Origin of the sequence: Novosphingobium lentum NBRC 107847 (assembly GCF_001590965.1) — a bacterium.
GTDB classification, from domain to species: Bacteria; Pseudomonadota; Alphaproteobacteria; order Sphingomonadales; family Sphingomonadaceae; genus Novosphingobium; species Novosphingobium lentum.
This window is the reverse complement of record NZ_BCTW01000018.1, coordinates 91458-109037: the sequence shown is the minus strand read 5'-3', so window position 1 is coordinate 109037 and position 17580 is coordinate 91458. Positions and strand designations below refer to the sequence as shown.

17 protein-coding genes are annotated in these 17580 nt (G+C 65.1%); 9 read left to right on the top strand and 8 right to left on the bottom strand.

The genetic code is table 11. The features are described from left to right. A partial coding sequence (locus NL2_RS15825; RefSeq protein ID WP_500797116.1) for an Rv3169 family protein occupies positions 1-581 on the bottom strand: 581 nt, incomplete at its 3' end. A 165-nt stretch (positions 582-746) separates the two neighbouring features. Here NL2_RS15825 and NL2_RS15820 point away from each other — a divergent pair. Both NL2_RS15820 and NL2_RS15815 read left to right on the top strand, forming a co-directional pair. Further along, positions 747-1229, top strand: coding sequence for a MarR family winged helix-turn-helix transcriptional regulator (locus NL2_RS15820; protein WP_068076664.1), 483 nt, complete (start codon positions 747-749; stop codon positions 1227-1229). Between the two features lie 214 nt (positions 1230-1443). Continuing rightward, positions 1444-1926, top strand: coding sequence for a MarR family winged helix-turn-helix transcriptional regulator (locus NL2_RS15815; RefSeq protein WP_068076663.1), 483 nt, complete (start codon positions 1444-1446; stop codon positions 1924-1926). A gap of 21 nt (positions 1927-1947) precedes the next feature. Here NL2_RS15815 and NL2_RS15810 read toward each other — a convergent pair whose 3' ends face one another. Continuing rightward, complete coding sequence (locus NL2_RS15810; protein WP_068076662.1) at positions 1948-3099, bottom strand: acyl-CoA dehydrogenase family protein; 1152 nt, start codon at positions 3097-3099, stop codon at positions 1948-1950. Positions 3100-3202: 103 nt separating this feature from the next. On the opposite strand from NL2_RS15810, the gene NL2_RS15805 reads away from it, so the two are divergent. Beyond that, a complete protein-coding gene (locus NL2_RS15805) occupies positions 3203-4000 on the top strand; it encodes an enoyl-CoA hydratase/isomerase family protein (protein ID WP_169799529.1) in 798 nt (265 codons plus the stop codon). A 3-nt stretch (positions 4001-4003) separates the two neighbouring features. On the opposite strand, the gene NL2_RS15800 is transcribed toward NL2_RS15805, so the two are convergent. The 4 genes from NL2_RS15800 to NL2_RS15785 all read right to left on the bottom strand — a co-directional run bounded on the left by NL2_RS15800 (position 4004) and on the right by NL2_RS15785 (position 9874). Then, positions 4004-5245 (bottom strand): cytochrome P450, encoded by a 1242-nt coding sequence (locus tag NL2_RS15800; RefSeq protein ID WP_068076660.1) that lies wholly within the window; start codon positions 5243-5245, stop codon positions 4004-4006. A gap of 57 nt (positions 5246-5302) precedes the next feature. After that, complete coding sequence (locus NL2_RS15795; protein WP_068076659.1) at positions 5303-7492, bottom strand: CoA transferase; 2190 nt, start codon at positions 7490-7492, stop codon at positions 5303-5305. A gap of 40 nt (positions 7493-7532) precedes the next feature. Next, on the bottom strand, positions 7533-8726 hold the full coding sequence (locus NL2_RS15790) for an acyl-CoA dehydrogenase family protein (RefSeq protein WP_068076658.1): 1194 nt from the start codon (positions 8724-8726) through the stop codon (positions 7533-7535). Between the two features lie 104 nt (positions 8727-8830). Beyond that, positions 8831-9874 (bottom strand): NADPH:quinone oxidoreductase family protein, encoded by a 1044-nt coding sequence (locus tag NL2_RS15785; protein ID WP_068076657.1) that lies wholly within the window; start codon positions 9872-9874, stop codon positions 8831-8833. Positions 9875-9978: 104 nt separating this feature from the next. Between NL2_RS15785 and NL2_RS15780 the strand changes: the two genes are divergently transcribed. From NL2_RS15780 to NL2_RS15770, 3 genes are all read left to right on the top strand, one after another. Continuing rightward, positions 9979-11193 carry an acyl-CoA dehydrogenase family protein gene (locus NL2_RS15780; RefSeq protein WP_157083208.1) on the top strand — a complete coding sequence of 405 codons (1215 nt, stop codon included), beginning with the start codon at positions 9979-9981 and terminating at the stop codon, positions 11191-11193. Between the two features lie 80 nt (positions 11194-11273). Beyond that, positions 11274-11708, top strand: a complete 435-nt coding sequence (locus tag NL2_RS15775) for a Zn-ribbon domain-containing OB-fold protein (protein ID WP_068076655.1) — start codon at positions 11274-11276, stop codon at positions 11706-11708. 12 nt (positions 11709-11720) lie between these two features. Beyond that, positions 11721-12860, top strand: a complete 1140-nt coding sequence (locus tag NL2_RS15770) for a thiolase family protein (protein ID WP_068076654.1) — start codon at positions 11721-11723, stop codon at positions 12858-12860. 45 nt (positions 12861-12905) lie between these two features. Here NL2_RS15770 and NL2_RS15765 read toward each other — a convergent pair whose 3' ends face one another. Together NL2_RS15765 and NL2_RS15760 are read right to left on the bottom strand one after the other, a co-directional pair. Then, positions 12906-13676 carry an enoyl-CoA hydratase-related protein gene (locus NL2_RS15765; RefSeq protein WP_084356138.1) on the bottom strand — a complete coding sequence of 257 codons (771 nt, stop codon included), beginning with the start codon at positions 13674-13676 and terminating at the stop codon, positions 12906-12908. A gap of 10 nt (positions 13677-13686) precedes the next feature. Next, positions 13687-14529: an SDR family NAD(P)-dependent oxidoreductase gene (locus NL2_RS15760; RefSeq protein ID WP_169799528.1), complete on the bottom strand. Its 843-nt coding sequence runs from the start codon at positions 14527-14529 to the stop codon at positions 13687-13689. An 89-nt stretch (positions 14530-14618) separates the two neighbouring features. Here NL2_RS15760 and NL2_RS15755 point away from each other — a divergent pair, with 89 nt between their 5' ends. From NL2_RS15755 to NL2_RS15745, 3 genes are read left to right on the top strand one after another with little or no spacing between them, the layout of a single operon-like run. Continuing rightward, positions 14619-15566 (top strand): SDR family NAD(P)-dependent oxidoreductase, encoded by a 948-nt coding sequence (locus NL2_RS15755; RefSeq protein ID WP_068076651.1) that lies wholly within the window; start codon positions 14619-14621, stop codon positions 15564-15566. Positions 15567-15579: 13 nt separating this feature from the next. Continuing rightward, entirely contained in the window at positions 15580-16737 is a 1158-nt protein-coding gene (locus NL2_RS15750) for a Rieske 2Fe-2S domain-containing protein (RefSeq protein ID WP_068076650.1), read from the top strand. Then, positions 16737-17495, top strand: a complete 759-nt coding sequence (locus NL2_RS15745; protein ID WP_068076649.1) for an SDR family NAD(P)-dependent oxidoreductase — start codon at positions 16737-16739, stop codon at positions 17493-17495. The genes NL2_RS15750 and NL2_RS15745 overlap by 1 nt, the downstream gene beginning before the upstream one ends. Positions 17496-17580 lie beyond the last annotated feature (85 nt).

Sequence of the window (17580 nt, the reverse complement as noted above, 5' to 3'; positions counted from 1 at the left end):
CCCGCCGTGCCGGTCATCGGCTCGAACCCGCCGACGCCCGGCCGCACGCCCCAGCTGTGATCGCGCCAGCCGAACCAGTCGTCGGCGGCGACCGTCTCGCCATCGACCGTGACGTGCCCGCTGATCCGGCCCAGCTGGTTGTAGCGCAAGTAATCGGTGTGGAGCCGGCCGTCGCCGCGCGAAACGTGCGGCTGCTCCAGCCTTGGCGGCAGCATCGCGTCGAACGTCATGTCCAGCGCAATGGGATAATCGCCCGCGTCCAGCACATAGCGCAGCTGTTGGAACGCCTCGACGATGTGCAGCGAGAGCGGGCCGATGGACGCCTCGCTGCCGGGCATCGGGCGCAGTTGCCGCGTCAGCCGCACGTTGTACTGGCGCGCCGAACGGGTCTGCACCATCGCGAAACCCTCGATCACGTTCATGTTCTTGAACACGGTGATCCCGGCCAGAAACGCCACTTCGCCGTCGGCGCGAAACCCGCCCATCAGCTGGCGATCATAGAAGCGATGATCGGTGGTGGCGACGTGATCGAACGTCAGGGGCGCCTGATGGTGCAGCGTTTCGTCCAGTGGCGTCAGCACATCGATCTCCCGTTTGCGCATCGGCATATTGTCGCGCTGCAACGAGGTCAATACAAGTTCGCCAGCTTATAGTCAGGATGCTGATATAGCATGACCGTCCAATTTTCTTGACAGCCAAGGCCCACCCTCGCAAGTGATGGAGTAATTCGGGGAAGACTGACAAAAATGGAATACACCGATGCGCCCGTGGCCAGCCAGTTCCGGCTCGGGTTTCTCATCCACGATGTTTCGCGCCTGCGACGGACAGTTATCGACAAGGCGCTGAAGCCGCTGGGCATCACCCGGTCGCAGTGGTGGGTCCTGAGCAACCTGTCGCGCAATTCCGCGCACGAGATGATGCAGACCGAACTGGCCAATGTACTCGACATCGGCAAGGTCGCGCTGGGCGGGCTGCTCGACCGGCTGGAGGCGTCGGGCTACATCGAACGCAAGGCCGATCCGGCCGATCGCCGCGCCAAGCGCATCGTGATGACCCAACTGGGCGAAGAAGTGCTTGAGCGGATGCAGGCACAGGGCGCCGAACTCAACCGCGATACGCTGCGTGACGTCACGCCCGAAGAAGTCAAGATCGCCGAGGACATCATGCACCGCATGAAAAAGCGGCTGATGGAGATGGACTCTGATCTTCGGAATGGGCGCTCCGCATAAACCGGTGACTGCCGCACTGTGTTCCGGCCCTGTCTTCCACTGGTGACTAGTGGTGTTAGTCCGCTGCTTGTCGGCACAAACCGATCTGCCGCACTGCGCTCCGATTACATTCGCTTGCTTATTATTAGGCTCCTGATAACATCGCTATGTACCGTATTTGCCGGTCGATCTGGGCAGGGTCGATAAAGGCAGGGCGGAATTTGGGGGCAGGCCTGTGAAGCAGTCCGACACGCCGACGGTGAGCCGCTTTCGGCTCGGTTTCCTGATCCATGATGTGTCGCGTCTGCGGCGGACCATCGTTGACAAGGTCCAGAAACCGTTGGGCATCACGCGTTCGCAATGGTGGGTGCTGACCAACCTTGCGCGCGACCCCGGCAACGAAATGATGCAGACCGAACTCGCCAACGTCCTCGACATCGGCAAGGTCGCGCTGGGCGGGCTGCTCGATCGGCTCGAAGCCTCAGGCTATATCGAGCGCAAGGCCGATCCAGTCGACCGGCGGGCCAAGCGGATCGTCATGACGCCCGCCGGAGCGACGGTGCTGGCCGGCATGGAAGCGCGCGCGATTGCGCTCAATCGCGAGATGCTCGACGTCGTGACCCCGGACGAAATCAGGCAGGCGGAGGAGATCCTCGGCCGCATGAAGAAGTGCCTGATGGACATGGACGCAGAGCTCAAGGAGCGTAGCAAGGGCTGATATCCGCCCGTTGCCGATGGTCTAGAGCGCGCGACCGATCTGCATCCGCATGATCTCGGCCGTGCCCGCGAAAATGCGGTGAAGGCGCCCCGCTGTAAACAGCCGCGACACCGGGTATTCGTCCATATAGCCCGCCCCGCCATGCAACTGCACGCACTGGTCGAGCACGCGGCCTTCCATTTCCGGCAACCACAGCTTGGCGACGGTCGCTTCCTGCATGTCCACTTCGCCCGTGCGCAGATACGTGCGCAAGCAGCGGTCGATGTAGGCCTGACCCACGTCGAGATCGGCCTTGAGATCGGCCAACTTGAACTGGGTGTTCTGGAAATCGAAGATCGTCTGGCCGAAACCCTTGCGGTTCTTCACGAAGTCCACGGTCAGGTCGAACGCGCGCGTTGCGGCGGCGTGGCTGATGATGCCCCACATCAGGCGATCGCGGTTGAGGCTTTTGGCCAGCACCTTGAACCCGCCGTTGAGCGGTCCGAACAAGTTGGCGGCCGGCACGCGCAAGTTGTCGAAATGCAGCTCGCCGTTGTTGGAGGCGTGGCAGCCCATCTTGTGCAGCACACGGCCGATGTTGAGGCCCGGCGTGTTGCGTTCCGCCAGGAAGATCGAGATGCCGCGCGAACCGGCGGCAGGATCGGTCTTGCACGCGATCATGAACAAGTCGGCGTCGGCGATGCCCGAGATATAGGTCTTGGCGCCGTTGATCACGTAATCGTCGCCGTCGCGCACCGCTGTCGTGCGGATCGCGGCAAGATCGCTGCCCGAATCGGGCTCGGTCACGGTGAACGCGAGCAGGCATTCGCCCTTGACCATCTTCGGCAAGAATCGGCACTTCTGATCTTCCGTACCGAAGTCCATCAGCTGTTCGCACATCTGGTCGCGCTGCACGGCGGGGCCGATGCTGGCACCCGAAATCGAATAGCCCATTTCCTGCGTCATCACCACGCGGTGCAGAAAATCGCCGCCCGGCCCACCGAACGCGTCCGGCACGCCGATGCCCAGAATTCCCGCTTCGCCGGCCTTCAGCCAGAACGAGCGCGGCATGTTTTCGTCGCGGTCCCACTGCTCGACATAAGGGTCGGCCTCGGCCTCGAAGAAGCGGCGGACCGTGCGGCGGAACATCTCGTGTTCTTCGCCGAAAATGTCGGGGTCATAGTTCAGCGGCATCGCGCCCTCCGTTCTTGTTCGTTGGATCACAATACGCAGGATCATTATTTCGTTGCAAGGCCCCTTGCGTGACGGCACGATCGTTTGTGGGAGTATGACCACCATGGACCGTATTGCCGTAAACCGCCGTGACGCCATCTGCGCGATCACCATTAGCCGCCCCGATCGCCTCAATGCGATCGACGACGAGATGATCAGGACCCTCACCCGGGCGTTCGAGGAACTGGCGAGCGACGCCACAACGCGCGTGGTCACGATATCGGGCGAAGGCAGCAATTTCTCGTCGGGCGGCGACATCGGCAACATCGCCGACTGGCTTTCACCCGAACCCGAAGTGCGCCGCGACACGTTCACCAAGGCGGTTTCCACGCTCTCCAAACCGCTGGCGCTGGCGCTGCAGCACGTGCCGCAACCGGTCATCGCATCGGTGCGCGGGCACGCGATCGGCGTGGCGCTGCAGATCGTGATCATGGCCGATATCGTGGTGGCGTCCGATACCGCCAGGTTCAGCCTGCCGCAGCTCGATCTCGCCCACACTCCCGATCACGGCGAAAGCTGGGCACTGCCGCGCAAGGTCGGCATGGCGCGGGCGTTGCAGATGGCGCTGCTGGCCGAACGGATAGATGCAGCGACGGCCGAGCGTTACGGGCTGGTCAATTTCCTTGTCCCCGATGCCGAACTCGAAGCGCGCACCACTGCCATCGCCGGGCGCATCGCCGCCAGCCCGCCGGCGGCCACGCGTGGCGCCAAGGCGCTGTTCAACGCCGCCGAGCGCCAGACGCTGGCCGAAGCGCTCGACGGCGAAATCGCCATGCTCGGTCAGGTCACGATGCAGCAGGATTTCGTCGAGGCGATCACCGCCTTCACGCAAAAGCGCAAGCCGGTGTTCCGGGGCAGCTGAACTCTAGCGCGGCGTCACGCGCACGTTCATCTTGTACACGCCGCGGAACACCCACACCGGCAGGAAATCGAGGTCTTCGTCCAGCACCTCGATCGTCTTCACCTTGCGCACCAGCGCGCCCATGAATTCGGTCAGCTGCATCTTGGCCAAGTGATGGCCCAGGCAGAAATGCACGCCAGGCCCGAATACCATCGACCCCCGGTTGTCGCGCGTGAAATCGAGCGTGTCGGGATGCGCGAACACCGCCGGATCGCGGTTGGCCGCCGCGATCAGTACCGCAATCACCTCGCCCTTGCGGATGGTCTTGCCGCCCAACTCGAAATCCTCGTAGACCAGCCGCGGCTGCCCGCCGACCATGCCGATGTAGCGCTGCAGTTCGGTCACGATGTCGAGCATCTTGTCCTGGTTCTGCTCGACCCACGCCCACGCATCCGGGTTGCGCGCCAGTGCGTCGACCGACAGCGTCAGCGTGTTCATCGTCGTGTCGTGGCCAGCCACGATCGCCACGTGCATCTGCGCAAGGATTTCGTCGATGGTCAGCTTGTCCTCACCTTCGGCCGCGTTGAGCAGCCCGGTGATGAGATCATCCTTGGGATCGGTGCGGCGCTTGTCGAGTTCGATCAGCACCGCCTCGTTCATCTTCTCGAGCGCGTAGCTGGCTTTCTCCAGCCGCTCGGGCGTGGGCACCGTCGCGCCAACGCCTTCCATCAGCCACGTCGCCCAGTCGCGCAATTGCGGGACCAGTTCGGGCGGCATGCCGAGCAGCTTGAACAGCACGTCACCGGTCATCGCGCGCGAGATCGTCTCGTTGAACTCCAGTTCGCCGGCCGACAGCATTGTGTCGACGAGGAATTCGGCGCGCGCCTGCGCATAGGGCCGCAGGTTCTCCACGATCTTGCGGTTGAGCGCCTTCATCAGCAGCGAGCGCAACCGGGCGTGGCGATCGCCTTCGCTGCTGGTGATCCACAAGTCCGAATACTTGACCAGCGCCGGGATGCGCGCGCCCCACTCCTCGGGCGGGATCAGGTGGAACACCGGGAACATGCGCCCGTCGTTGGTCACCGGGATCTTGCGCTGGAATGCAGCGACGACATCGGCATGCCGCGTGACGAACCAGCAGCGCGATTTCTCGCTCCAGTGCACCGGATCGGTGTCGCGGATCTGGTCGAGATCCTCGATCATGTGCTGGCCGCGGGTCCGCGGATCGTTGGTGAGGTCGACGTCGAGAAGTTCATGCACGGTCATGGCAATGTCCTTGGCGTGGCAATTTTCTGGATACGAATTTGATGGAATGCGCGGTGGTCAGACGACCGCCTTGCTTTCGTACAACGCATCGATCTGCGGCTCGGCATAACCGATCGCGTCGAGAATAGCGCGGGTATCGGCACCCTTTTCCGGCGCGGCGCGATCGTTGCCGGTGGCCGAGCGTGACAGCGCGAAACCCGATCCCAGTTCATTGATCCAGCCGAACACAGGGTGGATCGTGGAGCGCACGGTGCCGCGCGCGATCAGCGCCGGGTCGGACAGGATCTGCTGTTCCTTGCCATCACGGCAGGGTTCGACCCAGATGCCGAGCGGCGTGAGCAATGCGACCAGATCGGCGATGCTGTAACCGCCAATCCGGTCACCGATCGCGCGCTCGGCCGCATAGCCCCACTGCGCGAAATCGTCATCGAGCGCCGCATCGAGCCTGAGCGCATCGCGCAGGCCGAGCGCAGCCGTGCGACCGCGCGCAACCACCGCCACCCACCCGTCGTCGGTGCAGTACAGGCATTCGAGCGGAGTGTAGCCCGACAGGCTCTGGCCCAGCTTGGGCACGCCGGCGAAGCTGCCGTCGGCGTGCTGGATCAGTTCGGACAGCGTAAAGATGCCGGCGTTGCACAGCGGCGATTCCAGGCTCGCGCCCTTGCCCGTCCGCTCGCGATGGAGCAACGCGGCCAGCACCGATACCGAGCCGAGCATGCCGCCGGCAATATCGACCAGGTTGGTGCGGTTCCAGCGCGGATCGTTGCCCGCCCCCGCCGCCTTGGCCTCGTGCCCGGTCCAGGCCTGCATGACCATGTCGAACCCGGCCTTGAGCGCGAGCGGACCTTCGTTGCCGAACGCTGGCGCTTCGAGCACCACCAACGCGGGGTTGATCGCGGCAAGGCTCGCCGGATCGATACCGAGGCGGGCCGAGGCGCCCGGACGGAAGTTGTTCATCACCACGTCGGCGCGCGCGCACAACTTGTGCACCACCCCCAGCCCTTCGGCGTTCTTCATGTCGACGCCGATCGTGCGCTTGCCGCGATTGGCGACAAGGAACGACTTGTAGATCGAGCGGTTGGGATCGCCCTGCCGCGCCTCGACCTTGATCACGTCCGCCCCCAGCTCGGCCAGGGCAACGCCGGCCAGCGGACCCGCGACGAACGCCCCGCAATCGACCACGCTGATGCCGTCGAGTGGGCGCGCGCTGTGGGCAGCACGCTTGGCCGCGCCCGCGCCCAGCGGATGTGCGCGGAACGGCAGCGCCACATGGCGGATGCCATCAGCGTCGCGCGCGATCACGCCGTTGTGACGCACTTGCTCCTCGTCCCAGCAATCGCCGGGATTCTGCACCAGTTCGGCGGGCAACCCGCGTTCCCAGATCCGCGCGAGCAGGTCGGCGCTGTCCTTCCTGGCCACATGTTCGGCGAGCAGTTCGTAATCGCCGAAGAAATCTCGGCGGCTGCCGCCGGGCTTGGGCATACCGCTGTCACCGGGCAGCACCGTGGGATCGTCGATCTCGAGCGCTTGGTAGAAGCCGTACTTGGACCCGGCTCCGCCAATCGCCATGTGCAGGAACTTGCCGTCGCGGGTGCGGAAGATCAGCGGCGCGACGCCGCGCGGGATCACGAAATCGGACGCGGGCGTCGGCTTTTCCAGCTTGGCCCAATATGTCCCGATCCACTGCAGGGCGCCCTCGAACAGCGAGGTGGTGACAACCTGCCCCGTGCCCGACGCCTCGCGCTCGAACAACGCGCCGAGCAACCCGATCACCCCCTGCAGCGCAGCACCATAACTGCCCGGCTCGAACGCGTTCACGATCGGCCGGCCCGGCTCCTGTTCCCACACCAGGCCTGCGCGCACTTGCGCCAGCAGTTCGGTCGACGGGCCGACGTAGTCCGTGCCTTCCGGCCCATCGGTGATGTCGAGGAACACCACGCCGGGAAAGCGCGCAGACAGTTCGGCCACATCGCGCCGTCGCGGCAGATCGGGATGATCCTCCCCGCCCAACAGGCAGGCGTCCGCCGCCGTCAGTTCAGCATCGAGCGCAGCGGCATCGGCGCGCCGAGCGCTGCGATGCCAGACCTCGTAGGCTGGATACGTCGCCGCAAACGGATCGCCCGCTGCGGGTTCGATCCGCACGACGTCCGCGCCCATGTCGGCGAGCAGCTTGGCGGCCAGTGCAGCAGCCATGCCCACACCCAGATCGACGACCTTGAGGCCATCCAGCAAGCGGATATCGTTCACCCGGCATAGTCTCCCGTAGCTGATCTCAACGCTCGCGGCTTCAGCCGGTGTAGCGCCGTCCCAGCGTGTGTTTCATCAGTTCGGTGGCGCCGGCAAAGATGCGCTGTACGCGCGCTGCGGTAAACATGCGGCTGATCGGATGATCGTCCATCCACGCCTGACCGCCCCACAGCTGGACGCAATTGTCGAGGGTGCGGAACTCCAGCTCGGTCAGCCAGATCTTGGCCATCGAGCTTTCGGCATCGGTGATGTTGTTGCCCGAAACCTTGCGCAGCAGCGAATTGTAGAACGCGCGACCGACGCGGATTTCGGTCTCCATCTGCGCCAGCACAAACTGGGTGTTCTGAAAATCGATCAGCCGCTGGCCGAACAGCTTGCGGTTGCGGCAATGATCGAGCGTCATCTCGAACGCGCGCTGCACCGCGCCGATCGAGCGCGCCACCACTTGCAGCCGGTCAAGCGCCATGTTGGGCACAAACATGCCCGCCGCGCCGTTTTCGGGTCCGACGAGGTTGGTGACCGGCACACGCACGTCGTCGAAGAACAGCTCGCCGGTGTCGCCGCCCGCATAGCCTTGCGTGATCATGCGCCGCTGGGTGAAGCCGGGCGTGCCTTTGGGCACGATGATCATGCTCATGCCCTTGGCGCGCAGTTCGGGCGCGGTCTTGCACAGGACATAGCAGATGTCGGACTTGGCGCCGTTGGAGATGTAGATCTTGCTGCCGTTGATCACCCATTCGTCGCCGCCCTCAGCATTCTTGGCTCGCACCGCCGTGGTGCGCGCGGCGAACGCGTCTGAGCCAGACTCGGCCTCGGTCATGCCCATCGACTGGATGCAGTCGCCCGCCAGGATCAGCGGGAAGTAGTGACGCTTCTGTTCCTCGGTGCCGTAGTCGACGAGGAAATTGGTGCAGATGTCGGTGCCGATGAACGACCCGGCCGTCGCCCCGGCGGGCGAATAGCCCATCTCCTCCGACGCGACCATGATCGCGAAGCGATTGGCGCCGGGGCCGCCGTATTCCTCGGGGATGGTGGTGCCCAGGATGCCGTATTCGGCCGCTTTCTTCCAGATTGCGCGGTCGGTGCCAGCCGCCTCGAACTCGCGATAGCGCGGCTCGACCTCTCGATCGAAATAGGCGCGCACCGTAGACCGGTACATCTCCATCTCGTCGCCGTAAGGACTTTCTTCGGTATCCCAGTTGGTCGGATCCAGCTTCAGGAATACGCCGCTCATCCCAGTCTCCTTATTTGATACGCACGCTAACAATGTGCCAGCGACATATCAATGGGCGATTTGCGCAACATGCGGATTCCGGCCTGCCGGGGCTCAAGGAGTAATCACCGCATCGTGACGATGATCCGCCCTTCCGCCTCGCGATCAAGCAACCGGCGCAGCGCCGCGCCCGCCTGAGCAAGATCATAGCGCTCGGTGATGATCGGGTGCAGCAGGCCCTGCTCGTACCACGCGAACAACTGCCGCAGCGCAGCCGGCGTTCGACCCGGCAGCCGCAGTTCGGGCTCGGACGGCTGGATGCCATAAAGGCTGGCGTTCTTGAACAGCAGGGGTCCCAGCGCAACCTTGGGCATCCCCGCAGCGAACCCGACCGACAGGTATCGCCCTTCCCACGCCAGCGCGCGGATCGCTGGCTCGGCATAGGAACCGCCGACCCCGTCGTAGATCACGTCGAAGCCTGCTGCATCGCGCACCGCGTTGATCGTACCGATCGTCACCCGCCGACGGCTGGCGGCCGATTCGAGCAGTTGCAGGGCCAGACCTTTCTGGGCAGCGAGATCGAGCTGCCCGCGCGCGTAGAGCAGCGTCGCATCGGCGCCCGCGTCACGCGCCAGCGCCAGTTTGCTTTCCGACGAGGCCGCGGCGACCACGCGTGCGCCCAGGGCCCTGCCCATCTGCACGGCGGCCAGCCCTGCCCCACCGCCCGCGCCCAGCACCAGCAGCGACTCGCCCTCCGTCAGTCGCGCCCGCGTCACCAGCGCATGCCACGTGGTAAAGGCGGCGATGTAGAACGCAGCGGCATCGTCCATCGTCATGGCGTTGGGAATGCGGGCCACGGCATCGCTATCGACCGCAACAAGCTCGGCGAACCCGCCGCACATCAACTGGCACAGCACGCGATCGCCCAGCGCGAACCCGGTCGTGCCCTCGCCCAGCGCTAAGACCGTTCCTGCCGCCTCGACGCCCGGAATCATCGGAAAATCGCGCGCGAGCTGCGATCGTCCGCCGGTCGAGAGCACATCGGTGAAGTTGACGCAGGCCGCCTCTATCGCGACCAGCACCTGTCCCGGGCCGGCCACCGGATCGGCAACTATCTCGACTTTCAGGGTTTCAGGCGGGCCGAATTCCCGGCAGACCAGTGCACGCATCCATTGTCCCCGTGGCCGGAAGCACGGTCCGGCCTGTTATCAGCTATTGTGATGCAGCGGATGATACGCTAGCGCAACAATAAAGCGATGTGGGAGAATGATGCGTGGCCGGCCAGGATCTAGTGCGCGACGTCGAGGCATTCATGCTCGAACGGGTGATCCCGACTGAGGCGGAGCATCACCACCAGTTGCAGGCCGCAGCCAACCGCTGGACCTACACGCCGATCATGCGCCAGCTGCGCGCCGAAGCCCGTGAAAAAGGGCTGTGGCTGTTCCCGATGCCGGTCGAACTGGGCGGACGCGGGCTGTCGCTGACCGAATATGCGCCGATCGCCGAGATCATGAACTGGTGCAACCACGGCCCGGAAATCTTCAACTGCTACACCGGGACGATTTCCAACGGCACGGCGATGGCGGCGCACGCCTCCGACGAGTTGAAGGAACGCTACATGAAGCCGCTGCTGGCCGGTGACATCCGCTCGTGTATCTCGATCACCGAACGCAACGTGCCCTCGTCGGACCCGACGGACCTCAAGTTCGACATCAAGCGCGATGGCGACGAATGGGTGCTCAATGGCGTCAAGTCGTGGGCAACAGGCGGCGCGATGGACGAGTGCAAGTTCTTCCTCGTGCTCGGCGCCACCGACGTCAGCGCACCGCGCCATGCGCGCCATTCGATGGTGCTGGTCCCGCGTGAGGCTGCCGGGCTCAGCACGGGCCGGATCGAAACCGTGATGGGTTATGACGATGCCCCATTCGGCCACTGCGACCTGATTTTCGACAACGTGCGCGTGCCCGTGGGCAACCTCATCGGCAAGGAAGGCGAAGGCTTTCTGATGATGCAGTCGACGCTGGGTGTGGGGCGCATCCAGCTCGGCATGGGCGCGATGGGCGCATCGGAACGGGCGATGATGGAAATGTGCTCATGGGTGGAAAAGCGCGTGATCAACGGCCGCCCGCTGGTCGATCGCGGCGTGGTCACCGATGCCATTGCCCGCAGCCGGATCGAGATCGACGCGTGCCGCGCGTTCATCGTCCAGACCGCCACGCGGATGCAGCAGCAGGGCATGAAAGCGGTGCGCGGCGAGATTGCGCAGCTCAAGGTTCTCGCGCCCGAGGTGGCGCTCAAAGTGCTTGACCGCGCGATGCAGTTCCATGGCGGCGCTGGCCTGACGTACGATACGCCGCTGCCGGAAATGTGGGCGCACATGCGCACCGTGCGGATCGGTGAGGGCGCCGACGAAGTGCACCGCGAAACGGTGGCCAAGCTGGAACTGCGCCGCCAGGCGGAATGGCGCGCCACGCACGGGCGGGCGTGATACTGCTTCGTCCAAACGCCCCTTGCGAAATTTGGTGAACTTATTTACTAACTGGTGCGAAAGCGTACGAAGGACCTGAAATGACCACCACCACCGAACTGCCGCGCGCAGCATTTCCATTCATCGTCGTCGATGACATGGGCCGTCCAGCACTTACCGCGCAACGCTGCACCAAGTGCGGCGCGACGTATCCCGACAGCGAGCGGATGGCCTGCGGCAAATGCGGCGCGCGCGCCGATGCGCTCGAGGCGTTCAGCCCCGCGATGGAAGGCACGCTGCATTCGGCGGTGATTGTCCGTCGCGGTTTTCCCGGTGTGGAAGTGCCGTTCATTTCGGCGGTGGTCGATCTCGATGGCGGTCCCACGCTGAAGGGCACGCTGCGCCATTCGGGTTTCGAACTGGACGACATCCAGCAGGGCCGCCGAGTGAAAGTGGTGTTCGACGATGCGCTGGGCCGCCAGGACAAGAACGGCAATTCGTACATCGCCCACCACTTCGAACCCCTTTCGGCCTGAGGAGCGCCCATCATGAGCCAGGACACCTACATCGTCGGCATCCACATGATCGATTTCGGTCGCTACCCGCACCGCACGCCGGCGCAGCTGGGCGCGCAGGCCGCGCTTGAGGCGCTGGACGAGGCCGGGGTCACCATCCACGATATCGAAGCCGTGTTTTCGGGCAGCAACTACACCACGATGATCGGGCAGAAGATCCTGCAGCAGATCGGCCAGACCGGGGTGCAGATCATCAATCTGGTCAACGCCTGTTCGACCGGCGCGTCTGCCGTGCGCATGGCAACGACCGCGATTCGGGCCGGTGAGTTCGACACCGTGCTGTGCGTCGGCGTGGAACAGATGACTGGGCTCGGCATGCTCGGCGGCGCCGTGCCCGGCTCGATCCCGACCGAGGGCATCCTCGGTTCGGCGACGATGCCGGCGGTGTTCGGCGAATCGGGCATGGAATACGCCGCGCGCTCCGGCGCGACGTTTGCCGATTTCGCGCAAGTCGCGGTCAAGAACCACCACAACGCGACGATGAATCCCAAGGCGTTCCTGCGCAAGGAAACGCCGCTGGACATGGTGATGGAAGCCGAGATGATCGCCTATCCGCTGACCAAGCTGATGTGCTCGGTCAACGTCGATGGCGCCGCGGCCGCCGTGGTGATGTCGGAAAAGAAGGTCAAGGAACTGGGTCTGATGGACCGCGCGGTGCGTATCCGCGCGTCATCGATGGCCTCTGCGCCGTGGCAGGAACGCGACCCGGTGATGCATGACGTCAACGGCCCGACGCGGCTGGCGGCGCAAAAAGCCTATGCCATGGCCGGCGTCGATCCCAAGGACATCGACCTGGTCGAACTGCACGACTGCTTCGCCTCGGTCGAAATCCAGCATTACGAAAACCTCGGCCTGTGCGGCGATGGCGAAGGGGTGAAGCTGCTGCGCGACAAGACGACCGAAATCGGTGGCCGCATTCCGGTCAACGCCTCGGGCGGATTGCTGTCGAAGGGCCATCCCATCGCTGCCACCGGCATCGCCAACATGTACGAGATCGTGCAGCATTTGCGCGGCCACGCAGGGGAACGTCAGGTTCAGGGTGCGAAGATCGGCATGACCCACGTCGTCGGTCTGGGCACCAGCGCGGCGGTACACATCCTCGAAAAGATGTGAGCGTTGCAAGACCGGGCGGGGCTGCGCGAGCGCCCTGCCCGGGCCTTATTTGCCGGCAAACACCGGCCGCCGCTTGTCCATGAATGCGGCCATCCCTTCCGCAAAATCCGCGCTGGCCATGCTTTGCGCGCGCAGTTCCAGTTCGACGCGGTCGAGTTCTTCCGCCGAAGCGCCCGCCAGCGCCAGCTTCATGATCCGGCGCGTGATCCGCAGCGACAGCGGCGAACCTTTCAGCATGTTCGCAGCGATGGCCTTGGCCGCATCCACGACCGTTCCCGCCGGAACAACCTCGGCGAGCAAACCGAGCCGGTACGCTTCCGCCGCATCGATCCGCTCGCCCGTCAGCGCCAGTTTCATCGCGTGGCTGGGCGGCATCTTGCGCGCAAGCTGGATCAGCCCGCCGCCCAAGGCAGCAGCGCCGACGCGCGGTTCGGGCAGCGCGAAACTGGCGGTCTCGTCGGCGATCAATATATCGCACGCCAGCGCGATTTCGAACCCGCCCCCCATGCACAGCCCGTTGATCGCCGCGATCACCGGCTTGTTCAGCGTGGTATTGTGCGTGAGCCCGCCGCCGCCTGCGGGGGGCAACGGGCGGTTGGTTCCCGCGACATAGGCGGCGATGTCGGATCCGGCGCAGAACGCCCGGCCCGCGCCGGTCAGGATCGCGACGTGCAATTCCGGATCGGCCTCGAAGGCGTTGAAGATGCCTGCCATCTCGTCATGCGCGTGCGCGACCAGCGCGTTGAGCTTGGCAGGGTTGTTCATCGTCACGACAAGGATCGCGCCGTCGCGCGCCACCGTACAGAATGGTGTCATCGATCTGCCCTCACTGATAGCGCGCCGGTGCGCTGAGGCTGGTCATTGCGGGCTGCTGGCCCTGAATGCCGTGCCCGGTCCACGCGATCACGTCGCTCGCCGCCTTGTAGGCGTCCATCGGCGCAAGGTCCGCATCCCATAGCCGCGCCTGAATACGCCGCCCCGTGATCGCGTCGGCTTCGTCCGAGGCGAGGAACACCATCGGCGGCCCCATGATCTCGGGCGCCAACACCGCACTGCGCGGCAGACCCATGTCGTCGGTCATGCGCGAACCGCAGCCGCCGCCGGGCACAAGCACGTTGGCGGTCACCCCGGTGCCGACGAGGTCGTTGGCCATGATCGCCATCTCCGCCTCCAGCGCCGATTTCGATCCGCCGTACAGCGATGTGCGCAGCATGGTGTCGAGGCTGGTCGTGTCGGACACGATCCGGCCCCAGCCTTGCGCCTTCATCGGCGCGACCAGCGCAATCGACAGGATCATCGGCGCGATCACGTTGACCGCGAAATAGCGTTCGATTACCGCCCGATCGGATCGCCAGAAGCGATACGGGTTGATGAGGTAGTCCTTGGACACCTCGTTGATGCCCATCCCGGCGTTGTTGAGCAGCACGTCGATCCTGCCATGCTTTTGCAGCGCGTGATCTGCCAGCCGCTCGGCCTCTCCGGCTTCTGCCAGATCAGCCAGCACGTAATCCGCCTCAGCCCCCAGCGCACGGCATTCGGCCACGGTGGCCTGCAGCGTATCCTCGCTGCGCGACGTCAGCAGCAGCGTATGCCCCGCTTGCGCCAGCGCCAGCGCCTGCACTCGACCGAGACCCCGGCCACCGCCGGTCAGCAACACAACGCGTCCCATGGAACTCTCCCAAACTGTTTCCGCGAAGATATATTGCATCCTTATCATGCGCCAGCTAACTTTCAGGCTTGGGAGACGGAGTCCGCCGAATGGTTCCGCTTGAATCGATCGATCTCGGCCTTGCCGGGAAGGCCGCCGTGGTGACCGGCTCTGCCCGAGGGTGGGGGCGCGGCATCGCGCTCGAACTGGCGGCGCGCGGCGTGCGCGTGATCGTCAACGGGCGCAGCGCCGCCACCACCGACGCCACGGTCCAGGCGATTCGGGACGCAGGCGGCACCGCCGAATCATGCATCGCAGATGTCGGCACCACGCCCGGTTGCGATGCGCTGGTCGAAGCCTGCATCGCCGCATTCGGCACCATCGACATCCTGATTAACAACGCCGGCTTCCTGATGTCCGCCCCGCTGTGGGACATGACCGACGCGCAGTGGGACGAGGTGCTGGCGACCCAGCTCACCGCGCAGTTCCGGTGCAGCCGCGCCGCTGCGCGCCACATGATCGCGGCCGGGCACGGCGGGCGGATCATCAACATGGTCGGCGGCGGGGGCTTCACCGGGCAGTTCAACAACGCCAACCACGCTGCGTCGAAAGGCGGCGGCATGGGCGCGGTGCTGACGTGGGCGGGCGAACTGGCGCCGCACGCGATCACCGTCAACGGCGTGGTCGGCATCGTCGAGACCGACCTCACCCGCCCGCTGCACGACAAAGTCCGCGCCGCGCGCAAGGCTCAAGGCATGGCCGACTGGGACATTTCCGCGCGTGATCTCGGCAGCTTTCCGGCCGACGAGGCGGCCTCGATCGTCGTGTGGCTGGCCAGCGCAGCGGCGGCCGAAGTCACCGGCCAGTTCTTCGAAATCCAGGGGCCGGAGATCCAGCTGTGGCGCATGGCCACGATCGAGCGCAGCTTTCACCGCTATCCCCGCTGGACGCCCGAGGCGATCGAACAGGCCGGGATCGCCCGGATCGCCGCCGGCCCGCCGCGCATCGAACCCAGTGTCGCCGCCCGCCTCGCGCGGATGAAGATCATGCACAAGTAAGGAGACCTGCCCCATGGCCACGCAGCCCCTGGTCGATCCCGAACTGCTCCAGCGCAAGACCAGCTGGCAGCCCTATTTCGCCGCCAAGCTGGGTTTTCGCGATCACTGGTATGTCGCCTGCTTCAGCCACGAACTGGGCGAAGGCGCGGTGGTGCTGCGCCAGATCATGGGCGAAGGCATCCTGCTGCGCCGGATCGACGGCGCGGTTTATGCCATCCGCGACCGCTGCATCCATCGCGGCGTGCGGCTGTCCGAAAAGGTGGAATGCCACACCGCCGACACGATCAGCTGCTGGTATCACGGCTTCACCTTCCGCTGGGCGACGGGCGACTTGTGCGCGGTGTTCGGTGCCCCCGAAAGCACTGCGATCGGCAAGAAAAAGATCGAGACGTATCCCGTCTCGGAGGCCAAGGGGCTGGTGTTTGTCTATATCGGCGAACAGGGCGCGACCCCGCCGCCGCTGGCGCACGATTGCCCGCCCAACTTCCTCGACGATGACAACGTGGTCGAGGGCGAGGCGCGAATGGTCGCGTCCAACTGGCGGCTTGGTCCCGAAGGCGGGCTGGACGAAATCCACCGCTACCTCCACCGCGAATCGCCGCTGCTGCTCAACATCCAGGGCTCGATGCCGCTGGGCCACACGGCGATGCGCGGGCAGTTCGAACTGATCGACGGCGAGGACGGACCGCGCGGGATCATCGACCGGTTCAAGGCCGAAAAGATGTTCTTCGATGCCGAGATCGACGGCGTGACCGTGGCCAAGGGCGTCAACTTCGGTGCAGCCAAACGGCGCGCGGTCTATTCCTCGTGCTGGATGCCCGCCTGCCTCAAGGTCGAAGGCTTTCCCGACGACGGCGTGACGCTGTTCGAATGGTACGTACCGGTCGACGAGACCACGCACCGCTGCTTCATCACCTTCGGCAAACACTGCGCCGACGCGGCCGGGGAAGCCGCGTTCCGCCGCGAATACCATACGCGGTGGCTGCCGCTGGCGATCGACGGGTTCCTCAGCCAGGACATCATGGCGCGCGAAAGCTCGCAGCATTACTACCAGAACGACCGCGCGTGGTTCGAGGAAGGGCTGATCGGCGAGGATTTCATGCTGATCGAATGGCGCAAGCTGTGTTCGCGCCGCCAGCGCACCGTTCAATCCCTCGACCGCCTGCTGTGATGCTGGCGGGCAAAGTCGCGCTGGTCACCGGCGCGGCATCGGGCATCGGCCGCGCCGCCGCGATCCTGTTCGCGCGTGAGGGCGCGGCGGTAACGGTGGCGGATATCGACGAGCCGGGCGGGCACTTCGTTGTCGCGGAAATTCTGGCGAGCGGCGGGCGCGCGCACTTCATCCGCACCGACGTGACCCAGGCCGAAGCGGTGACGCATATGGTCGATGAGACCGTCGCAGCGTTCGACGGGCTCGACGTGGCGTTCAACAACGCCGGCGGCCCGGTGCGCTATGCGGCGGTCGACGATTGCACTGCAGCGGATTGGGACAAGGCGGTGGCGCTCAACATGACCGGCATGTGGCTGTGCATGAAGGCGCAAGTCCCGGCGATGGAGCGGCGCGGCGGCGGCGCGATCGTCAACTGCGCCTCGCGCAATGCCGATGCGGCGGCTCCCAACCTGTTCGCCTATACCTCGACCAAGCACGGCGTGATCGGCATGACGCGGTCGGCGGCGCTCGATCTCGCCTCGCGCAACATCCGCGTCAACGCGCTGCTGCCCGGCGTCACCCGCTCGCCGATGATCGAGCAGGCGCTGAAGGGCACCGGCTTCATCGCCTCGGGCAAGCTGCAGGAGCGCGTGCCGATGGGGCGCCTGGCTACTTGCGAGGAACAGGCCGAGGCCGCGCTATGGCTGCTGTCGGACCGCGCGTCGTATGTCACTGGAACGACGCTGACGGTCGATGGCGGGCTGAGCGCGGCGATGTAGGCGGCGGCTATCGTCGTCCCGGACTTGATCCGGGACCGCTGGCGAGGTGACGCCTGCCTGCCAGAGGTCCCGGGTCAAGCCCGGG

Excerpts from the sequence above, each read along its gene's own strand:
- NL2_RS15820 (WP_068076664.1), top strand. The coding sequence starts at position 747 with ATGGAATACACCGATGCGCCCGTGGCCAGCCAGTTCCGGCTCGGGTTT.
- NL2_RS15810 (WP_068076662.1), bottom strand. The coding sequence starts at position 3,099 with ATGCCGCTGAACTATGACCCCGACATTTTCGGCGAAGAACACGAGATG.
- NL2_RS15805 (WP_169799529.1), top strand. The coding sequence starts at position 3,203 with ATGGACCGTATTGCCGTAAACCGCCGTGACGCCATCTGCGCGATCACC.
- NL2_RS15800 (WP_068076660.1), bottom strand. The coding sequence starts at position 5,245 with ATGACCGTGCATGAACTTCTCGACGTCGACCTCACCAACGATCCGCGG.
- NL2_RS15790 (WP_068076658.1), bottom strand. The coding sequence starts at position 8,726 with ATGAGCGGCGTATTCCTGAAGCTGGATCCGACCAACTGGGATACCGAA.
- NL2_RS15785 (WP_068076657.1), bottom strand. The coding sequence starts at position 9,874 with ATGCGTGCACTGGTCTGCCGGGAATTCGGCCCGCCTGAAACCCTGAAA.
- NL2_RS15775 (WP_068076655.1), top strand. The coding sequence starts at position 11,274 with ATGACCACCACCACCGAACTGCCGCGCGCAGCATTTCCATTCATCGTC.
- NL2_RS15770 (WP_068076654.1), top strand. The coding sequence starts at position 11,721 with ATGAGCCAGGACACCTACATCGTCGGCATCCACATGATCGATTTCGGT.
- NL2_RS15765 (WP_084356138.1), bottom strand. The coding sequence starts at position 13,676 with ATGACACCATTCTGTACGGTGGCGCGCGACGGCGCGATCCTTGTCGTG.
- NL2_RS15760 (WP_169799528.1), bottom strand. The coding sequence starts at position 14,529 with ATGGGACGCGTTGTGTTGCTGACCGGCGGTGGCCGGGGTCTCGGTCGA.
- NL2_RS15755 (WP_068076651.1), top strand. The coding sequence starts at position 14,619 with ATGGTTCCGCTTGAATCGATCGATCTCGGCCTTGCCGGGAAGGCCGCC.
- NL2_RS15750 (WP_068076650.1), top strand. The coding sequence starts at position 15,580 with ATGGCCACGCAGCCCCTGGTCGATCCCGAACTGCTCCAGCGCAAGACC.
- NL2_RS15745 (WP_068076649.1), top strand. The coding sequence starts at position 16,737 with ATGCTGGCGGGCAAAGTCGCGCTGGTCACCGGCGCGGCATCGGGCATC.